The sequence below is a fragment of the Shewanella sp. SW1 genome (genome assembly GCF_025653545.1).
In the GTDB taxonomy this organism is placed as follows: Bacteria; Pseudomonadota; Gammaproteobacteria; order Enterobacterales; family Shewanellaceae; genus Shewanella; species Shewanella oncorhynchi.
Genome location: NZ_JAKKSG010000022.1, coordinates 1 through 17,536, shown reverse-complemented (window position 1 = coordinate 17,536; position 17,536 = coordinate 1). Strand labels below are relative to the sequence as shown.

At 44.3% G+C, this 17,536-nt stretch carries 16 protein-coding genes; 8 read left to right on the top strand and 8 right to left on the bottom strand.

Translation table 11 applies throughout. From position 1 onward, the window contains the following. The first annotated feature begins 197 nt into the window (after positions 1-197). On the top strand, positions 198-1,022 hold the full coding sequence (locus L5M71_RS18075; protein WP_263208826.1) for a substrate-binding periplasmic protein: 825 nt from the start codon (positions 198-200) through the stop codon (positions 1,020-1,022). 28 nt (positions 1,023-1,050) lie between these two features. On the opposite strand, the gene L5M71_RS18070 is transcribed toward L5M71_RS18075, so the two are convergent. Beyond that, positions 1,051-1,941 (bottom strand): LysR family transcriptional regulator, encoded by an 891-nt coding sequence (locus L5M71_RS18070; protein WP_006082669.1) that lies wholly within the window; start codon positions 1,939-1,941, stop codon positions 1,051-1,053. Positions 1,942-2,081: 140 nt separating this feature from the next. On the opposite strand from L5M71_RS18070, the gene L5M71_RS18065 reads away from it, so the two are divergent. Then, positions 2,082-3,338, top strand: a complete 1,257-nt coding sequence (locus tag L5M71_RS18065; RefSeq protein WP_263208824.1) for an adenylosuccinate synthase — start codon at positions 2,082-2,084, stop codon at positions 3,336-3,338. 152 nt (positions 3,339-3,490) lie between these two features. On the opposite strand, the gene L5M71_RS18060 is transcribed toward L5M71_RS18065, so the two are convergent. After that, a complete protein-coding gene (locus L5M71_RS18060) occupies positions 3,491-4,471 on the bottom strand; it encodes a chemotaxis protein (protein WP_028761419.1) in 981 nt (326 codons plus the stop codon). Between the two features lie 353 nt (positions 4,472-4,824). On the opposite strand from L5M71_RS18060, the gene L5M71_RS18055 reads away from it, so the two are divergent. Further along, on the top strand, positions 4,825-5,256 hold the full coding sequence (locus L5M71_RS18055; protein ID WP_212599310.1) for a thioesterase family protein: 432 nt from the start codon (positions 4,825-4,827) through the stop codon (positions 5,254-5,256). A gap of 192 nt (positions 5,257-5,448) precedes the next feature. Here L5M71_RS18055 and L5M71_RS18050 read toward each other — a convergent pair whose 3' ends face one another. Then, positions 5,449-6,942: a putative bifunctional diguanylate cyclase/phosphodiesterase gene (locus tag L5M71_RS18050; RefSeq protein WP_263208914.1), complete on the bottom strand. Its 1,494-nt coding sequence runs from the start codon at positions 6,940-6,942 to the stop codon at positions 5,449-5,451. A gap of 90 nt (positions 6,943-7,032) precedes the next feature. Beyond that, on the bottom strand, positions 7,033-7,875 hold the full coding sequence (locus tag L5M71_RS18045) for an HDOD domain-containing protein (protein WP_131523262.1): 843 nt from the start codon (positions 7,873-7,875) through the stop codon (positions 7,033-7,035). Positions 7,876-8,203: 328 nt separating this feature from the next. Between L5M71_RS18045 and yegQ the strand changes: the two genes are divergently transcribed. Next, positions 8,204-9,571 (top strand): tRNA 5-hydroxyuridine modification protein YegQ, encoded by a 1,368-nt coding sequence (yegQ, locus tag L5M71_RS18040; RefSeq protein ID WP_263208821.1) that lies wholly within the window; start codon positions 8,204-8,206, stop codon positions 9,569-9,571. Between the two features lie 4 nt (positions 9,572-9,575). Next, the gene (locus L5M71_RS18035) at positions 9,576-9,824 is read left to right on the top strand and encodes a YfhL family 4Fe-4S dicluster ferredoxin (RefSeq protein WP_107404010.1); all 249 of its coding nucleotides are present in this window, start codon (positions 9,576-9,578) and stop codon (positions 9,822-9,824) included. A gap of 96 nt (positions 9,825-9,920) precedes the next feature. Here L5M71_RS18035 and L5M71_RS18030 read toward each other — a convergent pair whose 3' ends face one another. Beyond that, positions 9,921-10,457, bottom strand: coding sequence for an SCP2 domain-containing protein (locus L5M71_RS18030; RefSeq protein ID WP_263208819.1), 537 nt, complete (start codon positions 10,455-10,457; stop codon positions 9,921-9,923). A 138-nt stretch (positions 10,458-10,595) separates the two neighbouring features. On the opposite strand from L5M71_RS18030, the gene L5M71_RS18025 reads away from it, so the two are divergent. Then, positions 10,596-11,606 (top strand): peptidase U32 family protein, encoded by a 1,011-nt coding sequence (locus L5M71_RS18025; RefSeq protein ID WP_263186064.1) that lies wholly within the window; start codon positions 10,596-10,598, stop codon positions 11,604-11,606. Between the two features lie 37 nt (positions 11,607-11,643). Continuing rightward, complete coding sequence (locus L5M71_RS18020; RefSeq protein WP_263208817.1) at positions 11,644-12,531, top strand: U32 family peptidase; 888 nt, start codon at positions 11,644-11,646, stop codon at positions 12,529-12,531. Positions 12,532-12,567: 36 nt separating this feature from the next. Here L5M71_RS18020 and L5M71_RS18015 read toward each other — a convergent pair whose 3' ends face one another. Beyond that, a complete protein-coding gene (locus tag L5M71_RS18015; protein ID WP_028761881.1) occupies positions 12,568-13,281 on the bottom strand; it encodes a hypothetical protein in 714 nt (237 codons plus the stop codon). Positions 13,282-13,987: 706 nt separating this feature from the next. Here L5M71_RS18015 and L5M71_RS18010 point away from each other — a divergent pair. Beyond that, positions 13,988-15,346, top strand: coding sequence for a YjiH family protein (locus L5M71_RS18010; RefSeq protein ID WP_173243401.1), 1,359 nt, complete (start codon positions 13,988-13,990; stop codon positions 15,344-15,346). A 1,032-nt stretch (positions 15,347-16,378) separates the two neighbouring features. On the opposite strand, the gene L5M71_RS18005 is transcribed toward L5M71_RS18010, so the two are convergent. Then, a complete protein-coding gene (locus L5M71_RS18005) occupies positions 16,379-16,837 on the bottom strand; it encodes a hypothetical protein (RefSeq protein ID WP_219235956.1) in 459 nt (152 codons plus the stop codon). A gap of 88 nt (positions 16,838-16,925) precedes the next feature. After that, positions 16,926-17,198, bottom strand: a complete 273-nt coding sequence (locus tag L5M71_RS18000; protein WP_219235952.1) for a hypothetical protein — start codon at positions 17,196-17,198, stop codon at positions 16,926-16,928. Between the last annotated feature and the right edge of the window lie 338 nt (positions 17,199-17,536).

Sequence of the window (17,536 nt, the reverse complement as noted above, 5' to 3'; positions counted from 1 at the left end):
AGCGCAAAATCCCACTTAAATATGGTAAACACAGTAAACGAAAGTAATAGACCCGCACACAGCGAACTGAGGTTGTTGAAATATCCTATAAACATCACAAAAGTACTCGCTATCAATAATTAATATTCAAATCATTAGTCTAGATATAATTCTTTATGCTATAAAAGCCATATATTAAGCAGGGAGATGGCAGCAAAATGCGTGTAGGGAACAGAGTGAAGCTCAGGATGCAGCAGGCATTAAATTTGCCCTCAGCATTAATACTTGGCGTCGTTTTATTACTCGCATCTATGGTTTACAACATGGCACTCGCCCAAGAAAGCAATGCTGTGCCCGCAGAATCCCAACCTCAGACGATAACTTTAGCTGCAGAAGACAGTTGGCCGCCCTTTGCCAATCAGTTTGGCCAAGGTATTTCCCACCGTTTAATTCAAGCCGCCTTTAAGCAGTCGCATATTGAAGTAAATAGCTTAGTAGTGCCCTATTCTCGTGCCTTGATGATGGCAGAAAAAGGCGCAGTAGACGGCGTATTTAATGTCACCCGCGAGAACAGCACCGAGCAACGTTTTATCTTTGGCAAAACCCCACTGCTTGTTGCAACCGCATCATTTTATCAAAAGAAACAAAAACCTATATTGGCTGATAACAAATGGGCACTACCCAAAGGCGCGGTTATTGGAGTAATTAAAAGCTATGAATATGGCGATGAGTTTCCCAAATTAGTCAAACAGCAACAGCTCAATATCGTCACCGTCGCTAATCAGCAGCAATTAATTAATTTATTGTTGATTGGACGCATAGATGCCGCCTTAATGTTCGATTTAGTCGCGAAAGAAAACCTGAAAAAAATGGGCGTAGATGATGACGTCATTCCTGTATTTGCTAACCATAGCAGCGATATTTTTTTAGCCTTCTCGAAGGAAAATCCACAGGCGCAGACCTTAGCGACCCAACTCGATGCGGGCTTATCACAGCTAAAAGCCACAGGCCAATACGAAAAATTACTCTTAGTCGCTGACTAATCCCCTATCGCTGCAAGCGAATGAGAAATTACCGCTGCGAGCGAATGATCTCTTGATTCACCCAATATAATAGCTGCTTGATGGCCTTAGACAGGATCTGATTCTGGCGCACAATATAGCCCAAACTGGTTGTGGGAAATTGTGGCAGAGGAGTCACTTTAGTGGTCAAATTCGCCTTAGTATAAACCGAAAACTCCGGCACGATAGCTACCCCAAACCCCGCCTCGGCCCAATCGATTTGCGCGTCCACACTGCCCACCTCCATAATTCTGTAATTAGGCAAATTCAGCGACGGCAGTGCGGGATCGAGCAATTCGCGGGTTCGCGTATCATGGCCCAGTAAAATCAACGTCGGTTGCTCAGCCAAGGGCGTATCCACAGAGAGGTTTGCCTGCTGCCATTGCTGTAAATTGTCCCCTATTGCACACCATTTTATCTGCTGTAACTCAGTAAAATGCAGCGGCTGACTCTCCTTTTGCGCGATCACAAACCCTAAATCGGCCTCAGCATTTTTCACCAGTTCAGAAGCTTGGGATGATGTGGTATTGAGCAGCGAGAAATCGATCCCCGGAAACTCCGCCTTAAAGAGCTGAAACGGCTGGATCAACAATAACCGCGAGATAATGTCGCTGGCGGCAATGGTCAAGGTGCCTTGGCTAAGGTCGTTAATCGCATTGAGATCCGCCTGACAAATTTGCAGCTCCATTAACGTTTTCTGACTGCTCTCTAACAGGCGAAATCCCGCTTGCGTTAATCGAAAGGGATTACGGTCAATCAGCTTGACTCGAGTGCTTTGCTCTAACTGCTTAATATGCAAGCTAACATTAGGCTGCGTCATATGCAGCGCCGTGGCCGCTTTGCCAAAATGCTTATGTTCAGCCAAAGTCACAAAGGTCTTTAACCAATGGATATCGAGCATAAAACCTCCTTTTGCTGCGTGTTAGCGTTAATTATAGCCAATGATATATGAAATCCTTATTGAGATGATAACCATAATTAATTTCTCTTATTCAAATGACGGGTCTAGCATAGCGTCTTAATCAATGAGGAGATGTTGTTATGCCGTCGATCGTGGTTGTGGGTGCAAATTGGGGTGATGAAGGCAAAGGCCGCATCGTAGATTATTTAGCCGCGGATGCCGCTGCCAGTATTCGCTTTCAAGGCGGTAACAACGCCGGACATACCGTAGTCAACGACTATGGCACCTTTAAATTACACCAATTACCAAGTGGCATTTTCAACCCTAACTGCATCGCAGTATTAGGCCCTGGTATGGTCATCAGCCCTGAAAAGCTCAGCATAGAAATTGCTGAAGTACAAGCGACCGGTGTTGATGTTAAGTTATGCATTTCTGACCGTGCGACCCTGTGCTTACCTTTACATGCATTAGAAGATACCTTAGAAGAACAACGTCTTGGCGATTTAGCCTATGGTTCAACCCGTCAAGGGATTGCACCTGCCTATGGTGATCGCGTGATGAAAAAAGGCATTTTAGTCGGTTGGTTAAACCAACCTGAAGTGCTGCAAGAACGTATTCAATTTATGCTCGACTGGAAAATGCCACAATTAAAGGCACTTTATCCAAGCTGCGATTTTAATCAAACCGCCGCTGAAATGACCGCATGGTTGTTAGAAGTGACTGCGCCATGGCGTCCATTTATTTGTAATGTGACTGAGCCATTAAAAGCATTACAAAAACAAGATGCAAGCTTACTGTTTGAAGCGCAATTAGGTGCTGGCCGCGACTTAGTCTACGGCGAATATCCTTATACCACCTCATCAAACGTGACTGCGGCTTACGCAGGTATCGGTAGTGGTTTACCAGCCCTGCGCCCAGAGCGCGTGATTGCGGTAGCGAAAGCCTTTAGCTCATCAGTAGGTACTGGCACTTTAGTGACGGCTATGGAAGAGCAAGACGCCTTCCGTGAAAACGCCAATGAATTTGGTGCAACCACAGGCCGTCCACGTGACATGGGTTACTTCGATGCTGTTGCCACCCGTAATGGTGTTGAGTTGCAAGCGGCAACTGAAATTGCCCTAACTAAGATTGATTGCCTGTCAGGCATGAAAGATCTGAAAATATGTGTTGCCTATGAAGGTGAGCACACTGAGAACCCAATTTGGCCACAAACTGCCGCGTTGAGCCCAGTGTATGAGCAAATGCCAAGCTGGAGCGAAGATATTACCGGTTGTCGCACCTTCGAGAGCCTGCCAGTCGCCGCACAACAATATGTTGAACGTATTGAAGACTTAATGGGTGTGCGCGTTAGCATGGTTTCTGTTGGACCAGAGCGCGATCAAATGATCATTCGCTAGTAAACAACGTTTACCCTACAAAAAAGCCATATTCGCCTCGGTGAATATGGCTTTTTACTTTGATATGGTTTGTCATTGAAGAATCACTCAAGACGTTGATAGCGATGACTCGAATACCCCATATTCAAATATCGCCGCTAAGTGAAATAGCATTACTCTTCGAATACGTATTTATCTATCATACCGACCATACGACCAATTTCTGGTTTAGTAATGGTATCGTTAGCACCTAATGCCATCGCCTTTGCGCGGTTATCTTCACTCATTAAAGAGGAAAACATCACAATTGGCATTTGTCGATACGCCTTGGATTCTCTTAAGCGTTTCACCAAATGCATGCCATCCATGCGAGGCATCTCAACATCCGTAATAATGGCGCTGACAAAATCAGAGATAGAAGCATTATCTTGGTCAGCAAGATTCTCAAATTCCATCAGCATTTCAAGGGCATCACCACCATCTTTGGCTGTAATAATGTTGTAACCTGCGCTGCGAAGGGTATTTTCGATCATCTTACGAATAAAAGCGGAATCATCGACAATTAAAATCGTTTTCGCTTCACGTTTCGCCAGCATTTTATCATTGATCAATACACTTCTATCGAGCGTGACATCGTACTTATCCATACTCAGTTCAGGATTAATGTCAGCAATAATTTTCTCAAAATCCAATATCATAATGAGCATGCCATCACGGCGCACTACGGCAACGACACAATCATTTTCACCCGCTTCTAAAAATTGACTCGGCGATTCAACTTGCTCCCACGACACTCTATGGATGCTACGAACACTATCGATTAAAAATCCATTAATCATCTTATTAAAATCAGTCACTATGACCACTTTGTGGGTTAAATCCTCTGGTGTCGATATTCCGAGCCAACCGGCAAGATCGACCAAAGGAATCAACTTTTCTCGCAGCGAGAACACCCCAACCATGTGCCGCTGGGCATTGGGATAATCTGACGTTTCTGGCACCCTAATTACTTCTCTCACTTTGGCGACATTAATACCGTAATGGCACACCTTATGGCCACCGTTAGGAAGTGTCTTATGTAGATGAAACTCAATAATTTCGAGTTCATTTGTGCCACTCTCAGTCAATATTTCTGATTTTTTAATTTCGCTCATATAAAGCTCTCAACCTAGCAAATCAACGTAAGAAAGGGATTGCAGTTATCAGTATAGGAAGGGATTAATGAATTAGGCACGATAGTGTGATTTTACTGCCTGATTAGCGTGATATTTTTTGGGTAACAAGCATTTTATCTATAAGCAGAAAAGCGTCCCATAATCGAATCTAATGACGATTTCAGTCGTCACATTGTCAATCATCTCCAGATTAAGCATCGCCGTTGCCGACCTAAAGTAGTCTGCACATTTCCCTTAACAGCAATTTTGTCTCTCCGCATTAGAGGTTTTGTTTTAAGAGATAAGGCGCTAGACTATTGCGCAATAAAACTATCTAGAATAGCCCTAGCCCCATGCCGCAATTTAGCCAGACCTTTTCTTTCCCAGTGCAAATCTACTATGAAGATACTGATTTTTCTGGCGTTGTGTATCACCCCAACTTTTTGAAATACTTCGAGCGCGCCCGTGAACATGTGATTGGTGCTGAGCGTTTAAGTGCATTATGGCAACAAAACCAACTGGGTTTTGCTGTGTATCGTAGCGATATGTTGTGCCATGAGGGGGTGGAATTTGCCGATATTATCGATGTTCGCACTAAGTTTTACTTTGAGAGCAAGTATCGCACTGTGTGGCAGCAGGAGATTTGGCGTCCACAGGGTAAAAAGCCTGCGGTCACGGCAACCATTGAAATGGTGTGTATGAATCAAGCCCGCCAATTAGCGCCTATGCCGGCAGAGTTAATCGCCATATTAAGTCTTGGTTTCACATCAAGCGAACAAAGCTAATACTCTTACATACAAGTACGCGCGCGATTTTCTGAGCTTATTTCGACATCAGCAAAGGCAACAAAAATCACTCAAAGAAGTACAACTCAAATAACGATAACTGGACAGTATTAAGGCTCGGTTGCAAGCCTTAATACTCTTGATTTAACAAGCATTTGATTTGACGAGCGCTTACTTTAATGAGCACAAGGTTTAGATTGTATTATGTAGTTGGGCCCAGTTCATTTCGAGTTCGGCGGCACTCATGGGCTTCGCGTAATACATACCTTGTATAGTATCAACCCCCATAGCCACTAACCTATCTCTGATCTCAAGCGTTTCAATTCCTTCAACAGTTACCTCATAACCGAGTTTTTTAGCAATATTAATACTGGCTTCGAGGATGTATTCCGACGGTTTATCCTGCTCTAGATCCTTTAAAAAGGCTTTATCGATTTTGACTTCATTAACGGGTAAATGCTTTAAATAAGCTAAAGAAGAATGACCCGTACCAAAATCATCAATTGCAAGTCTAACCCCTAAGGCACGTATCTTTCCTAACGTCTCGACTGCCTTAGTCAAATCGGCCATTAAAGTGCTTTCAGTAATTTCGATCATCAAAGATTCGGGTGGGAGCTGGTAATAGGCTAATCTTGCAGCAATTTCTTGGGGTAAGGTTTCACTGTCAAGGTCCCGTGTCGACAGGTTAACTGCAACACACAATTGTATCCCTGCCGCGCGCCATTTTGCCTGCTGTACTAAAACCTGATCGAGTGCCCATTGGCTGACTAAATCAATCATGCCAGCATATTCGGCTAAGGGAATAAATTCTCCAGGAGAAATAATCCCGAGTTCGTCATGCTCCCAACGCATCAAGGCTTCAACCTGAAAACATCGACCCGTGGCAATATCCTGTTTAGCTTGATACACCATATATACTTGATTACGTTGCAAACCTTTAGGCAAACTATCGATAATTTTCAGTTCCCTTAACTGACGAATATCATCATTTTGGGCATAGTATGCAATCGCGCTACGAGAATGGCGGGCTTTCTTCAGCGCCAAATCGACTCGACGTAGCATCTGACTCGTGTCGGCATGGTGTTCTTGTAAATGCAGACAGCCGATTTGAAGCTTAACGCTGACTGGCGTGTTCTTAATGTTAAAAGGCACTTGCAACCGCCCTCTTAAGTGGACTAATTGCTCCTCAGTCAACGCTTGCTCGTAATACAAACAAAATTCATCACCATTGAGGCGTGCGATTAATCTCGGGGATAAACTTAAGCTGTTTAAGCGTTCGGCAAATTGCTTCAGCAGGATATCGCCAAATACAAAACCAAAGAGATCATTCACATAGCGAAATCGATAAATATCAATTAGCACTAATGTCCCTTGAGTCAGCGGCATCATGCCAGTAAGAGTACGTTTCAAGCCGACACGATTAACTAGTCCTGTTAGCTTATCCTTACCCACACTTGCCGGTAACGCCTTTAATAATTCATTTAAAGTATGGTAGAGAGGAGCAAACGCTTGGGGGACGATGCCAATGTCTAAAGCTTGGCGTTCAACCTTTTGCTGCTCTAGCTGGGTACAAAGCTGTGCTAAAAAATTTTGCTGCGACCGTAAAGATCTGTATTTTGACTGCAGGATATACAATGAAAATATCAATAAAGCGAGAGAAGCGACAACTAACCCGATTACGAACATACCTTGGCCTCTGCCATACCACGTAAGCTTTTTCTCAAATGACACGATAAAAGATATCAGCGCCATTTGAATTCCATTTAGGCCTAACGATTATTGGTAACTTTCTCTAATTGAATGGAATTTATCCATAAACTCATCACTGGCTAAATCATCGGTCGTCACAGGTAATCCACGGGCGACAAACACACCGAGACGTTGCTCTAGTTCAGTGCCCGCTCGCAATTCACCGGTATAAAAGGCCGCTGCACGGATAAAGTCGAGATAGGTGACATGATCGGGTAGATAAGGTAAATCAGCCCAACGCTCAACCACTTCCATCACTTCGGTAGAGAAATCCCAACTTTTCAAAACCGCACGACCCAAAGGCCCTTGCATTTTACGTACGAGCGCGCGTAATTGATCAATGCTAGTGAATAAATGGGGATGCGCCTCCGCTTCTGTCAATACAGGTAAAGCGCCAATGTTATGCACGAGTCCAGCTAAGGTTAAGGTATCAAAATTTAACCGACTGGTTGAATGACGCTTATTGTACATCTGCAGCATGGCACAAGACGCAGCAGTTACATCGATTGAGGTACGCCACACTTCGTCCATGACTTCCCACACCATTTCATTGGTGGAAATGAACAATTGCTCCATCGCCACCGAAGTGGCAATGCTTTTAATCTGGATTAAACCAATACGAGAAACCGCACTGTTGATACTTTCAGCTGGCACGCCTCGGCTATATAACGCGCTGTTGGCGACCTTAATAATACGCGCAGAAATCGCTGCATCTTGACCGATCACTTCAGCCACTTGCTTAAGGCTCGCATCGGAGCGTCCAACCACTTCTTGCACCCGCATCGCCACTTCAGGCAAGGTCGGTAGTACTAAGGCATCGTCTTTTAGTTTTTTTAATAAACTGACTAACAGTAGATGTTCGGTAGACATCTTAACTCCCATCAATCTGTAAACATCAACATTGGATTGTTGGAGTATATCAGTTGGCTGTCATTAGATGCGTAGAAAAAACTGCAGACGTTAATAATTTGTATGATTGCGTTATCAATTTTGCCTTACTTATCTGTCTTGATCATCGACCTCAATCATCACTCAAGTTGAAATATTCCGCTCCAGTTGATCTAAGCCAAACTCACTATATTCGTAAAATGTGAAGTACTGCTAAAGTTAACTAAGGCAATTTGCATACCCCTACTTTCATTGTGTAAAATGCCGCCCCCGCGCACCGCGTCATTTATTAACCCATTTGAGAGTGATTATGTTTAAACCTGAGCTGCTGTCTCCAGCTGGAACCTTAAAGAACATGCGCTACGCCTTTGCCTATGGTGCAGATGCAGTGTATGCCGGTCAGCCAAGATATAGTCTAAGGGTACGTAACAATGACTTTAAAATGGAAAACCTTGCCACTGGGATTGAAGAAGCCCATGCACTCGGTAAAAAGCTGTATGTGGTGAGCAATATCGCGCCCCACAATGCCAAGCTAAAAACCTATATCAAGGACATGGAACCCGTAGTGGCGATGAAGCCTGACGCACTGATCATGTCCGATCCAGGTTTAATCATGATGGTGCGTGAAGCGTTTCCTGATCAAGTGGTGCATTTATCCGTGCAAGCGAATGCCATCAACTGGGCCTCGGTAAAGTTTTGGCAAACCCAAGGCATCAAACGCGTGATCCTGTCACGCGAATTGTCCTTAGATGAAATCGAAGAAATTCGTCAGCGCTGCCCCGATATCGAGCTTGAAGTGTTTGTGCATGGCGCCCTGTGTATGGCGTATTCAGGCCGTTGTTTACTCTCGGGTTATATCAATAAACGCGATCCTAACCAAGGCACCTGCACTAATGCTTGTCGCTGGAAATACGATGTACACGAAGCGCAGCAAAATGACAGCGGTGACATCATTGCCATGCCAAATGCGGTGCAAATTGAAACGCTAACGACCTTAGGCGCAGGCGCTCCCACAGATCAAATTTACCTACTACAGGAAGCCAATCGCCCCGGCGAATACATGCCCGCCTTCGAAGATGAGCACGGCACTTATATCATGAACTCTAAAGACTTACGGGCCATTCAGCACGTTGAGCGCCTGACTAAAATGGGCATAGACTCGCTCAAAATTGAAGGCCGCACTAAGTCCTTCTATTACGTTGCCCGTACCGCACAACTGTATCGCCGCGCGATTGAAGATGCTTCATCGGGTAAAGATTTCGACCGCAGTCTAATGAATCAATTAGAAGGCCTAGCCCACCGTGGTTATACCGAAGGCTTTTTACGTCGCCATGTGCATGATGAATATCAAAATTATGACTATGGCTACTCAGTTAGTGACACCCAACAATTTGTAGGTGAACTGACGGGAAAACGTAATCTTGCAGGATTGGCCGAAATTGAAGTAAAAAACAAGTTCTCCGTTGGCGACAGTGTTGAACTGATGACGCCGCAGGGCAATATCAGTTTGACGATTGAACAACTCGAAAATCGCAAAGCTGAAGCGGTTGAAGCCGGTTTAGGTTCGGGGCACACTGTGTATCTACCCGTGCCGAAAGAAGTCGATTTGAGCCACGGTATTTTGCTGCGTAACTTGCCCCAAGGTCAGGATACTCGCAACCCACATGAACTAGGTTAAGATCATGGCACTACTGATCGACGATAGCTGCATCAATTGCGACATGTGTGAACCTGAATGTCCTAATCAGGCCATCACTATGGGCGAAGAGATCTATGAAATCGATCCAGACCGTTGCACCGAATGTGTGGGTCACTACGACAAACCGACTTGCGTGTCTGTCTGCCCCATTGATTGCATCGACCCAGATCCAAACCGTGTCGAATCTAACGACGAATTGTTAGTGAAATTTGCCGTGTTAACGCAAAAATAAACTTAACCGTGACACAAAAATAATTAATAGCAAACAGTTTCAAAAAAGCCCCGATGATTTCTCATCGGGGCTTTTTGTTTTATATAAAAGTTAGCATTAATTAAAACTAGGGGATTTGGCGAGAATAATTGTCGGTTTCGCTTCAATTTGCAGACGCTCAATCACAGCGGCAAGCTTTTCAACACTAAGACGAATTGGGGCTGGCATACTGGCAAATTCGATACTTAACAGCAGGTTTTTCACTTCAAGTCCTAATTCAGTATCACCTTGAATACTCAGCTTACGCTGGAAGAATAGCGTGTCGGGATCTTCCTTCGCCGCCGCCACTAACACTAGCTCAGCAGAGTTGGCACTAAAGGTCACCTGCGCATCGGTGAGCTCTCTGACTTGCCATTTTCCATTAAAACTGACTTCGAAGGCTAAGTTTATATCTTCCACTCGAATCGCGACCCATTTATCCGTCAAAAATCCAAGCTCATCGTCAGCAGCTTGCTCGGCAAGTAAGAGTTCAAGCAATTGGCTGATGGCTTTTGCTTTGAGGCTAAACGGCATCTTAGCAAGGGGAAAGCCAATGGCTTTTGGGGTGAACTCTAAAAGTTGCTGAGCAAATTTTGCGAAAAAAACAGCGGACATAGCGGGAACCCTACAAGAATAAAACATGATATATCCCAGTTTATCGGGATTTTATGATCTTAAACCTGTTTTAAATCAATTCATCGCCATTCAATCTTACCTACACTCAGCGGCTATCATTTTATCGGGAGCATCACTATGGAGCTGTTGTGTCCAGCAGGAAATCTGGCCTCGCTAAAGTCGGCATTACATGCCGGAGCCGACGCTGTGTATCTAGGGTTAAAAGACGACACCAACGCGCGCTCGTTTGCAGGATTAAACTTCACCCCCGCAAAATTGCAAGAAGCCACTGAGCTGACGCAAAAGCACGGCAAAAAAATCTTTTTGACCTTAAATACTTTTCCAAAGCCCGGTGAAGAGCATCGTTGGTATCAGGCTATCGATTTAGCGGCAAAACTGGGTATGGATGCATTAATTGTCGCCGATCTTTCTTTACTCGATTATGCCCATAGGCACTATCCAAACCTGTCACTGCATTTATCGGTGCAGGCCAGTGCAACCAATCTGGGTGCGCTGAGCTTTTATAAGGAAGCCTTTAACATCGCCCGAGTAGTATTGCCACGAGTGTTATCCATGAAACAAGTACGGGATCTTGCTAAAGTCAGCCCAGTGGATTTGGAAGTATTCGCCTTTGGTAGTCTGTGCATTATGGCCGAAGGGCGTTGCCAGCTGTCATCCTATGTAACGGGCCAATCGCCCAACACAGGTGGATCTTGTTCACCAGCAAAACACGTACGCTGGCAAGAAGAAGGACAGAACAGATTAACCCGGCTCAACGATGTGTTAATTGATAAATCAGCCCTCGACGAACAAATGGGTTATCCCGTGGTATGCAAAGGCCGTTACATCACAGCAGATCAAGATTCGCCGCAATATTTACTCGAATCACCAACCAGTTTGAATACCTTAAGCTTACTTCCAGAGCTAGCCAAGGCTGGCATAGTGTCGCTTAAAATCGAAGGACGTCAACGCAGCCCCGCCTATGTTGAACAAGTCACTCGAGTATGGCGTCAAGCCATAGACACCTATCTAAATAATCCAGCGCTTTACTCACAAAGCCAAAATCAACCCCATTGGGAACAAGCCCTAGCGAAAGTATCCGAGGGTCAGATCACTACGCTTGGCGCCTACGAGCGCGATTGGCAATAAAAGGTAAATAGAGAGCAAGATTGACAAAGGACACCTTATGAAGATTTCCCTAGGACCACTGTTGTATTGCTGGCAGAAACAGCAAGTCACTGATTTTTACCAGCAAGTCGCCGCCAGTCAAATTCCCTTAGTGTATTTAGGTGAGGCGGTTTGTAGCCGCAGACGCGAACTCAAGTGGGGCGATTATCTAGAGCTGGCGCAAATGCTCAAGCAGGCGGGTAAAGAAGTCGTGCTTTCAACGCTGGCCTTAATCGAAGCGCCATCTGAATATACTGAGCTCAAACGCCAGGTCGATAACGGTGAATTTATCGTCGAAGCAAACGATATGGCGGCAGTGTATCTTGCTAAAGAGCGTAAGTTACCCTTTGTCTGCGGCGCGAGTATCAATAACTACAATCGCGCTAGTTTAGACATTTTACAGCGGTTTGGAATGCAAAGATTTGTCATGCCAGTGGAGCTATCTAAGGCTTGGTTGCAACAAGTGATTCAAGAACAGCCATCATTTGAGGTGGAAGTGCTCGGCCACGGCTATTTACCACTCGCCCATTCGGCGCGCTGCTTTACCGCTAGACACAAACAGCTCACGAAAGATCATTGCGAAACGGTGTGCCGTGAATACAGTAAAGGACTACTCGCGCAAACCCAAGAGCAGCAACCTTTACTCAGACTCAATGGAATTCAAACCCAATCCGCTAGCTGTTTAGATTTACGCAGTGAAATAGCGGCAATGACACAGATGGGGGTCGATGTGTTTCGAGTATTACCCAGTAGTCTTGACTGCATCACTAAAGCCAATGCTTTGGTTGATACGATTCAAGCGACTAAAAATACTCAGGATTTCTCAATGAATAGCAAACTTGGTATAACCCAGTGCAACGGTTATTGGTTTGGTGAAGCGGGCCTTGCTGTGCATGTGAATCCATAGCCTAAAGCTGAAGATAAGCCTAAATTTAAAGATAACTCAGCCAATGATTTTGGGATCTTGGCTGAAGCTTAACTGGCTAAAAAGCAGCACACTTGTCCAGCACAATAAACTTCCCAGTCCAATCCATTCTAGTAGGGCTGGCCACCACAAAGTAGGACGCGGCAGTTGCAATACCATCTCCTGATAAAACGGTCTATCACCTTCGGTCAAACCTAAATTGAGCTGTGGCGCATACAGAAACGTCAACATGCTACATAAGACTATTAACGCCAACAACCCAGTCCAACGGCCAAAGTTAGACTTACCGAAACAGACCAAGGCTAAATAGAAGATCGCACTCAAACTCCCCAGATAGAAAAACCATTTCAGCCCAAGAACATGCAAGTGATACACGTTCACCGGAAATAATCCCACGCTCGCTAAAGCCAGAAAAGTGAGAGCCAAACTGATAAAGAAAGGGTATCCCCAGCAAGAAGTCACCTGCTGCAAAGAAGACAAACAATAGAAAACGAGGCTTAAACTGCCAAAAAACAATCCACCGTTAAGAATGACAGCGAAAGACGAATGACCATAAGTCCCTAATTCACTTAGGGTGTGATTCAAAAAATTGAAGCGATGGAATTCAGAATCATCGAACCCCAAAACAGTAATGACAATGCCAATTAAAAGCCCAAAGATCCCCAAAAAACCAAACTTAATGGCCAGTGTTGAGCCGCCTTTAATCGTAACCTTCTGTACTTTTGCGATCATGAATACTAGAGCTGGATGGGAGTAATACTAACTTACATGGAAATGAGAAGATTTAAAGCGGCGGGTATCCGCTTTATGAATAATATTTTTACTTTCATCGTTATTTGCGACTTTTTAGTCAATCACAAAAGCATCAAGATAATGGAGAAGGTCACTTTTTGAGATAAGTCGATTTAAAGGCTTATCGCATAAAAATGTATCCTAGTACCCAAGACTCCTTAACATTACCGCGATATGCACAACAGGTTCTCGTCAACGCTATATAGCCAGAGTTATCTCTATTGCACTTTCAAATCGAACAGAAAACCAGCCAACATGGCGGTAGGGCTAAAGTTACTGATGTTTTTTTGTGCAGAAATAACATCTAGATAGTTTCACACACATCAGTAAACAAGTAATTAACCAGTCGTTAACCCACTTAAGGTAAGTGATGGTAATGCCATGTTTAATAATGTTTTTATAGTAATGCAAGCCAATATAACCACTCTTAATTTATCGACAACTGAAGTAAAATAACTATGCTGTTTTGCTGCTTATATCAAACTAACTAGCGAATCGTTTTACATAGAGAAGCTAAGCGAGTAATCTTCCCCATTCTCGTTTTTGAGTTGAATTTAAATGCACCTTAATTAGCGTCGACAGCTTGTTACGTGCGGCTATTTATTCAAATTTACCATGTACGACTCGTACTTTAAGGTGTACAACATTGGCTACTGAAAATAAAAACCGAAACATTAAGACGATACTCACCTTTATCGTCCCTTCGCTGATTGGTCTGTTGTTATTTATGACCCCTATCAGCTACAACGATGCGATCACAATTCCTATCGCTATCATATCTAAAGCACTGCAAGGCGCATTGAGCGGTGTGCTAACCCTCATTGTGACTATTATTGTTGTGACTACGGCGCTGGCCTCTTTGCTGTCAAAAGTGTTTAAGCCCACATTCGTTACACAAAATCACTTCCTTAATGGTTTATTGAATGTCAGCCCTATGTGGTTGACGACTCGGATCTTAGGTGCAGTGTTTATCGTACTGACTTACTTAGGTTTAGGTCCAGAGATCATCAACTCCTCGAGCACTGGCGCATTAGTCTTAAACGACTTATTACCTGTGTTGTTCTCGGTATTTATCTTTGCGGGTATGTTACTGCCGCTGCTGCTGAACTTCGGCCTACTCGAGCTCTTTGGCACACTCTTAACGAAAGTCATGCGTCCCGTGTTCAATCTACCGGGTCGTAGTGCTATCGATTGTATGGCCTCATGGTTAGGTGATGGCAGTGTCGGCATTTTGCTGACCAGCAAACAATACGAAGCCCGTTTTTATACCCAGAGAGAAGCCGCAGTTATTGGTACAACCTTCTCGGCGGTATCGATTACCTTCAGCTTAGTGGTGATCTCACAAGTTAAGTTAGAGCATATGTTTGTGCCCTTTTATTTGACTGTGTGCCTCGCGGGTTTTGCCGCCGCTGTGATTGTGCCTAAGTTGCCACCATTATCGTGGAAGAAAGACAACTACATAGATGACACACCACGCATGCCAGATGATGAGCTGATCCCTGCAGGACATGGCGCCTTATCTTGGGGCTTTGATAAAGCCTTAGAAAAAGCCGCAAGTGCCGGTGGCATAAAAGCGGTCTTAAATGAAGGCATTAAAAACGTTGTCGATATGGTATTTGGCATTATCCCTGTGGTAATGGCCATTGGTACGCTGGCACTGATTATTGCCGAGCACACGCCCATCTTTAACTATCTTGGTATGCCGTTTATTCCATTACTCGAATTACTGCATATTCCAGAAGCCACTGAAGCCTCTAAAACAATCGTGGTCGGTTTTGCGGATATGTTTATTCCGTCAATCCTTGCCAGCTCAATTGAATCAGATATGACCCGCTTTGTAATTGCAGCCTTATCTGTGACTCAGTTGATCTATATGAGTGAAGTCGGTGCACTGCTTATCGGCAGTAAAATTCCCGTCAACTTCGTTGAGCTTTTCGTGGTGTTTATTCTACGCACCTTAGTGACACTGCCTGTGATTGCAGGTGTTGCTCACTTGCTATTCTAAATGCAAAAACCTTTGAAATATCAAGGGGAGTCAGGTTAACTGACTCCCCTTTTTTGTGCTAACTCATACACAAACTGACAGTTTTGATTATATAGAGTGACTTAATCGTACAATCTCCACTCGTAACCACACAACTCACTTTTGGACACTTAAAAGCTGGATCTGATGGATGGATGAGTCATGGCATTTGCTCGGCAACACGCAATAGTCCATCCGTGGATGTTCGACCGCCCCGTCTGATATGAAAAGATTCACAAATGCCGCGATGGCATGGACGCCAAAGAACGGCCATAGGGCGAACGGTCGTCTCGCTAATCACCATGGTTCCACCTTTCGTGCATTCGCGTAATCTGTAGATTTAAAGACATACGCAACATACTTTTGGACCGGTATGTGTTGGAGACTAATGTTTTGGACCAGTAATTTTAGTTGTTAGCAGTTTAGCGTTTGCTGATATCCACTCTCACAGGCTTGCCATGGCATTCGCTCGTCGACTCGCAGCCAGTCCGTCCTTGGATGCTCGACCGCCCCGTCCATGGGGCGGACGGTCGTCTCGCCAATCACCATGGCTCACCTTTTGGGCAATAGTGTAACCAGTCTGTATGAAGGAGATACCCAGCACGCTTTGGGACAAAAGTGCACGAATAGTACGATTGAGTGACTTATAACTTAAGCTGTAGGGAACTTAATGCATAGGCCCCGACTTATAGGTTTGCCATACCATTTGCTCGTCGACTCGCAGCAAGTCCGTCCTTGGATGCTCGACCGCTCCGTCCATGGGGCGGACGGTCGTCTCGCAAATCACCACGGCTCACCTTTTTGGCATTAGTGGAACATGCGGGTTTGAAGGAGATACCCAGCACGCTTTGGGACAAATGCGTGTTAGATTCCCAACTCTAATTTTTGAGTTTCGGATTAAGATTTCTATGGGTAACGCCGCGTTAAGCGGACTAAAACTGTGGGTTATAACGTGTAGCGAAGCGAAACGTAACCCACTGTTTTAGTTCTATTTAAACGCCTTGCTATGCGTATTTACACTTTTGCTCGAACTACGGTTTGGCTTGTAATTCGATTGTTTATTTTTTGTTTCCAAGCGAGTTGTTTCTCTGACAATTTTCGTTTGTTTTTTGTGTCCATAAGAAAGCTATATTCATTTTCAAATATATAACCTAGTTTATAAGCATGGATTATTAGATCTTCATTTGCGTTAGCTGAGTCATTTTTAGCTATTCGTTTTAGACCAGCAAATAAGTTACCAGTATCAATGCCAATAAATTTGTTAATACAAACATTACCAACGTAAGTCTTTTGATTGTTGAGTTGGTTTTCAATATAACAAAGCTCTTTAATCGATTGCCCACAGGGACAATTATCCCAGTCTTCATTTATTTCAACACCAACAAGTTTCCACTCGTTTTTTGCATGATGAAAGTCAGTTGAATTGGACAAAGGCAATATATGCTCTTTTAACTTCTCAAAATTATGTTCCATGTAGAAGACTCCTCATCAGTACGCATAACGCCGCCAGCAGGGGCAGACAAAGCGCGTCGCGGTTTGGCAGTCCCTCTGGCAGGCCTTGTTAACTGTGGGATTGAATAAGCTCATCGACCCACGCTTTAAGTTTTGGGATTACCTCATTGATTTCAGACTCAAAGCCCTCTTTGTCGAAGTATTCCTCAGTTTCAATTTTGTACTGCCAATCCCTACCTTGCTGCTGAACTGAATAGGGTATCCCCTCCAGGGCTTCGATTGACTCATAAACTATTTGTGCAAAAGCATCACGATCATTACGATTTTTATCGTACTTCTCTATTTCGTTTAAAAGTCTTTCTAATACGGTTTTATTCGACATTACCAACTCGATACTTTCGTACAGTTAACGTATGGTTAAGGGGCGGGCTTTAGCCCGTCCCAGTGAGCGAAGCGAACGGTTTGAACCAGTTGTGTACGCCCAGCATGGGCATGAACTAATGAGGTGAAAGTCCTCTGTAGGAAGGTCACCGTTCAATAACATCCTGTAATTAAACGTTAACTACTAGCGAATGGCAAGGGCTTATCCGCGAGGATTGGTCTGAAGGAAGCCGCTAGCAAATTTGCGAGCTGATGAACAAGAACATCATATGAGGCGTAGGCTAGAGGTGAGTTGGCACAAGACGACGAAACCACGTGATCTAATGGCCACCGTAAATG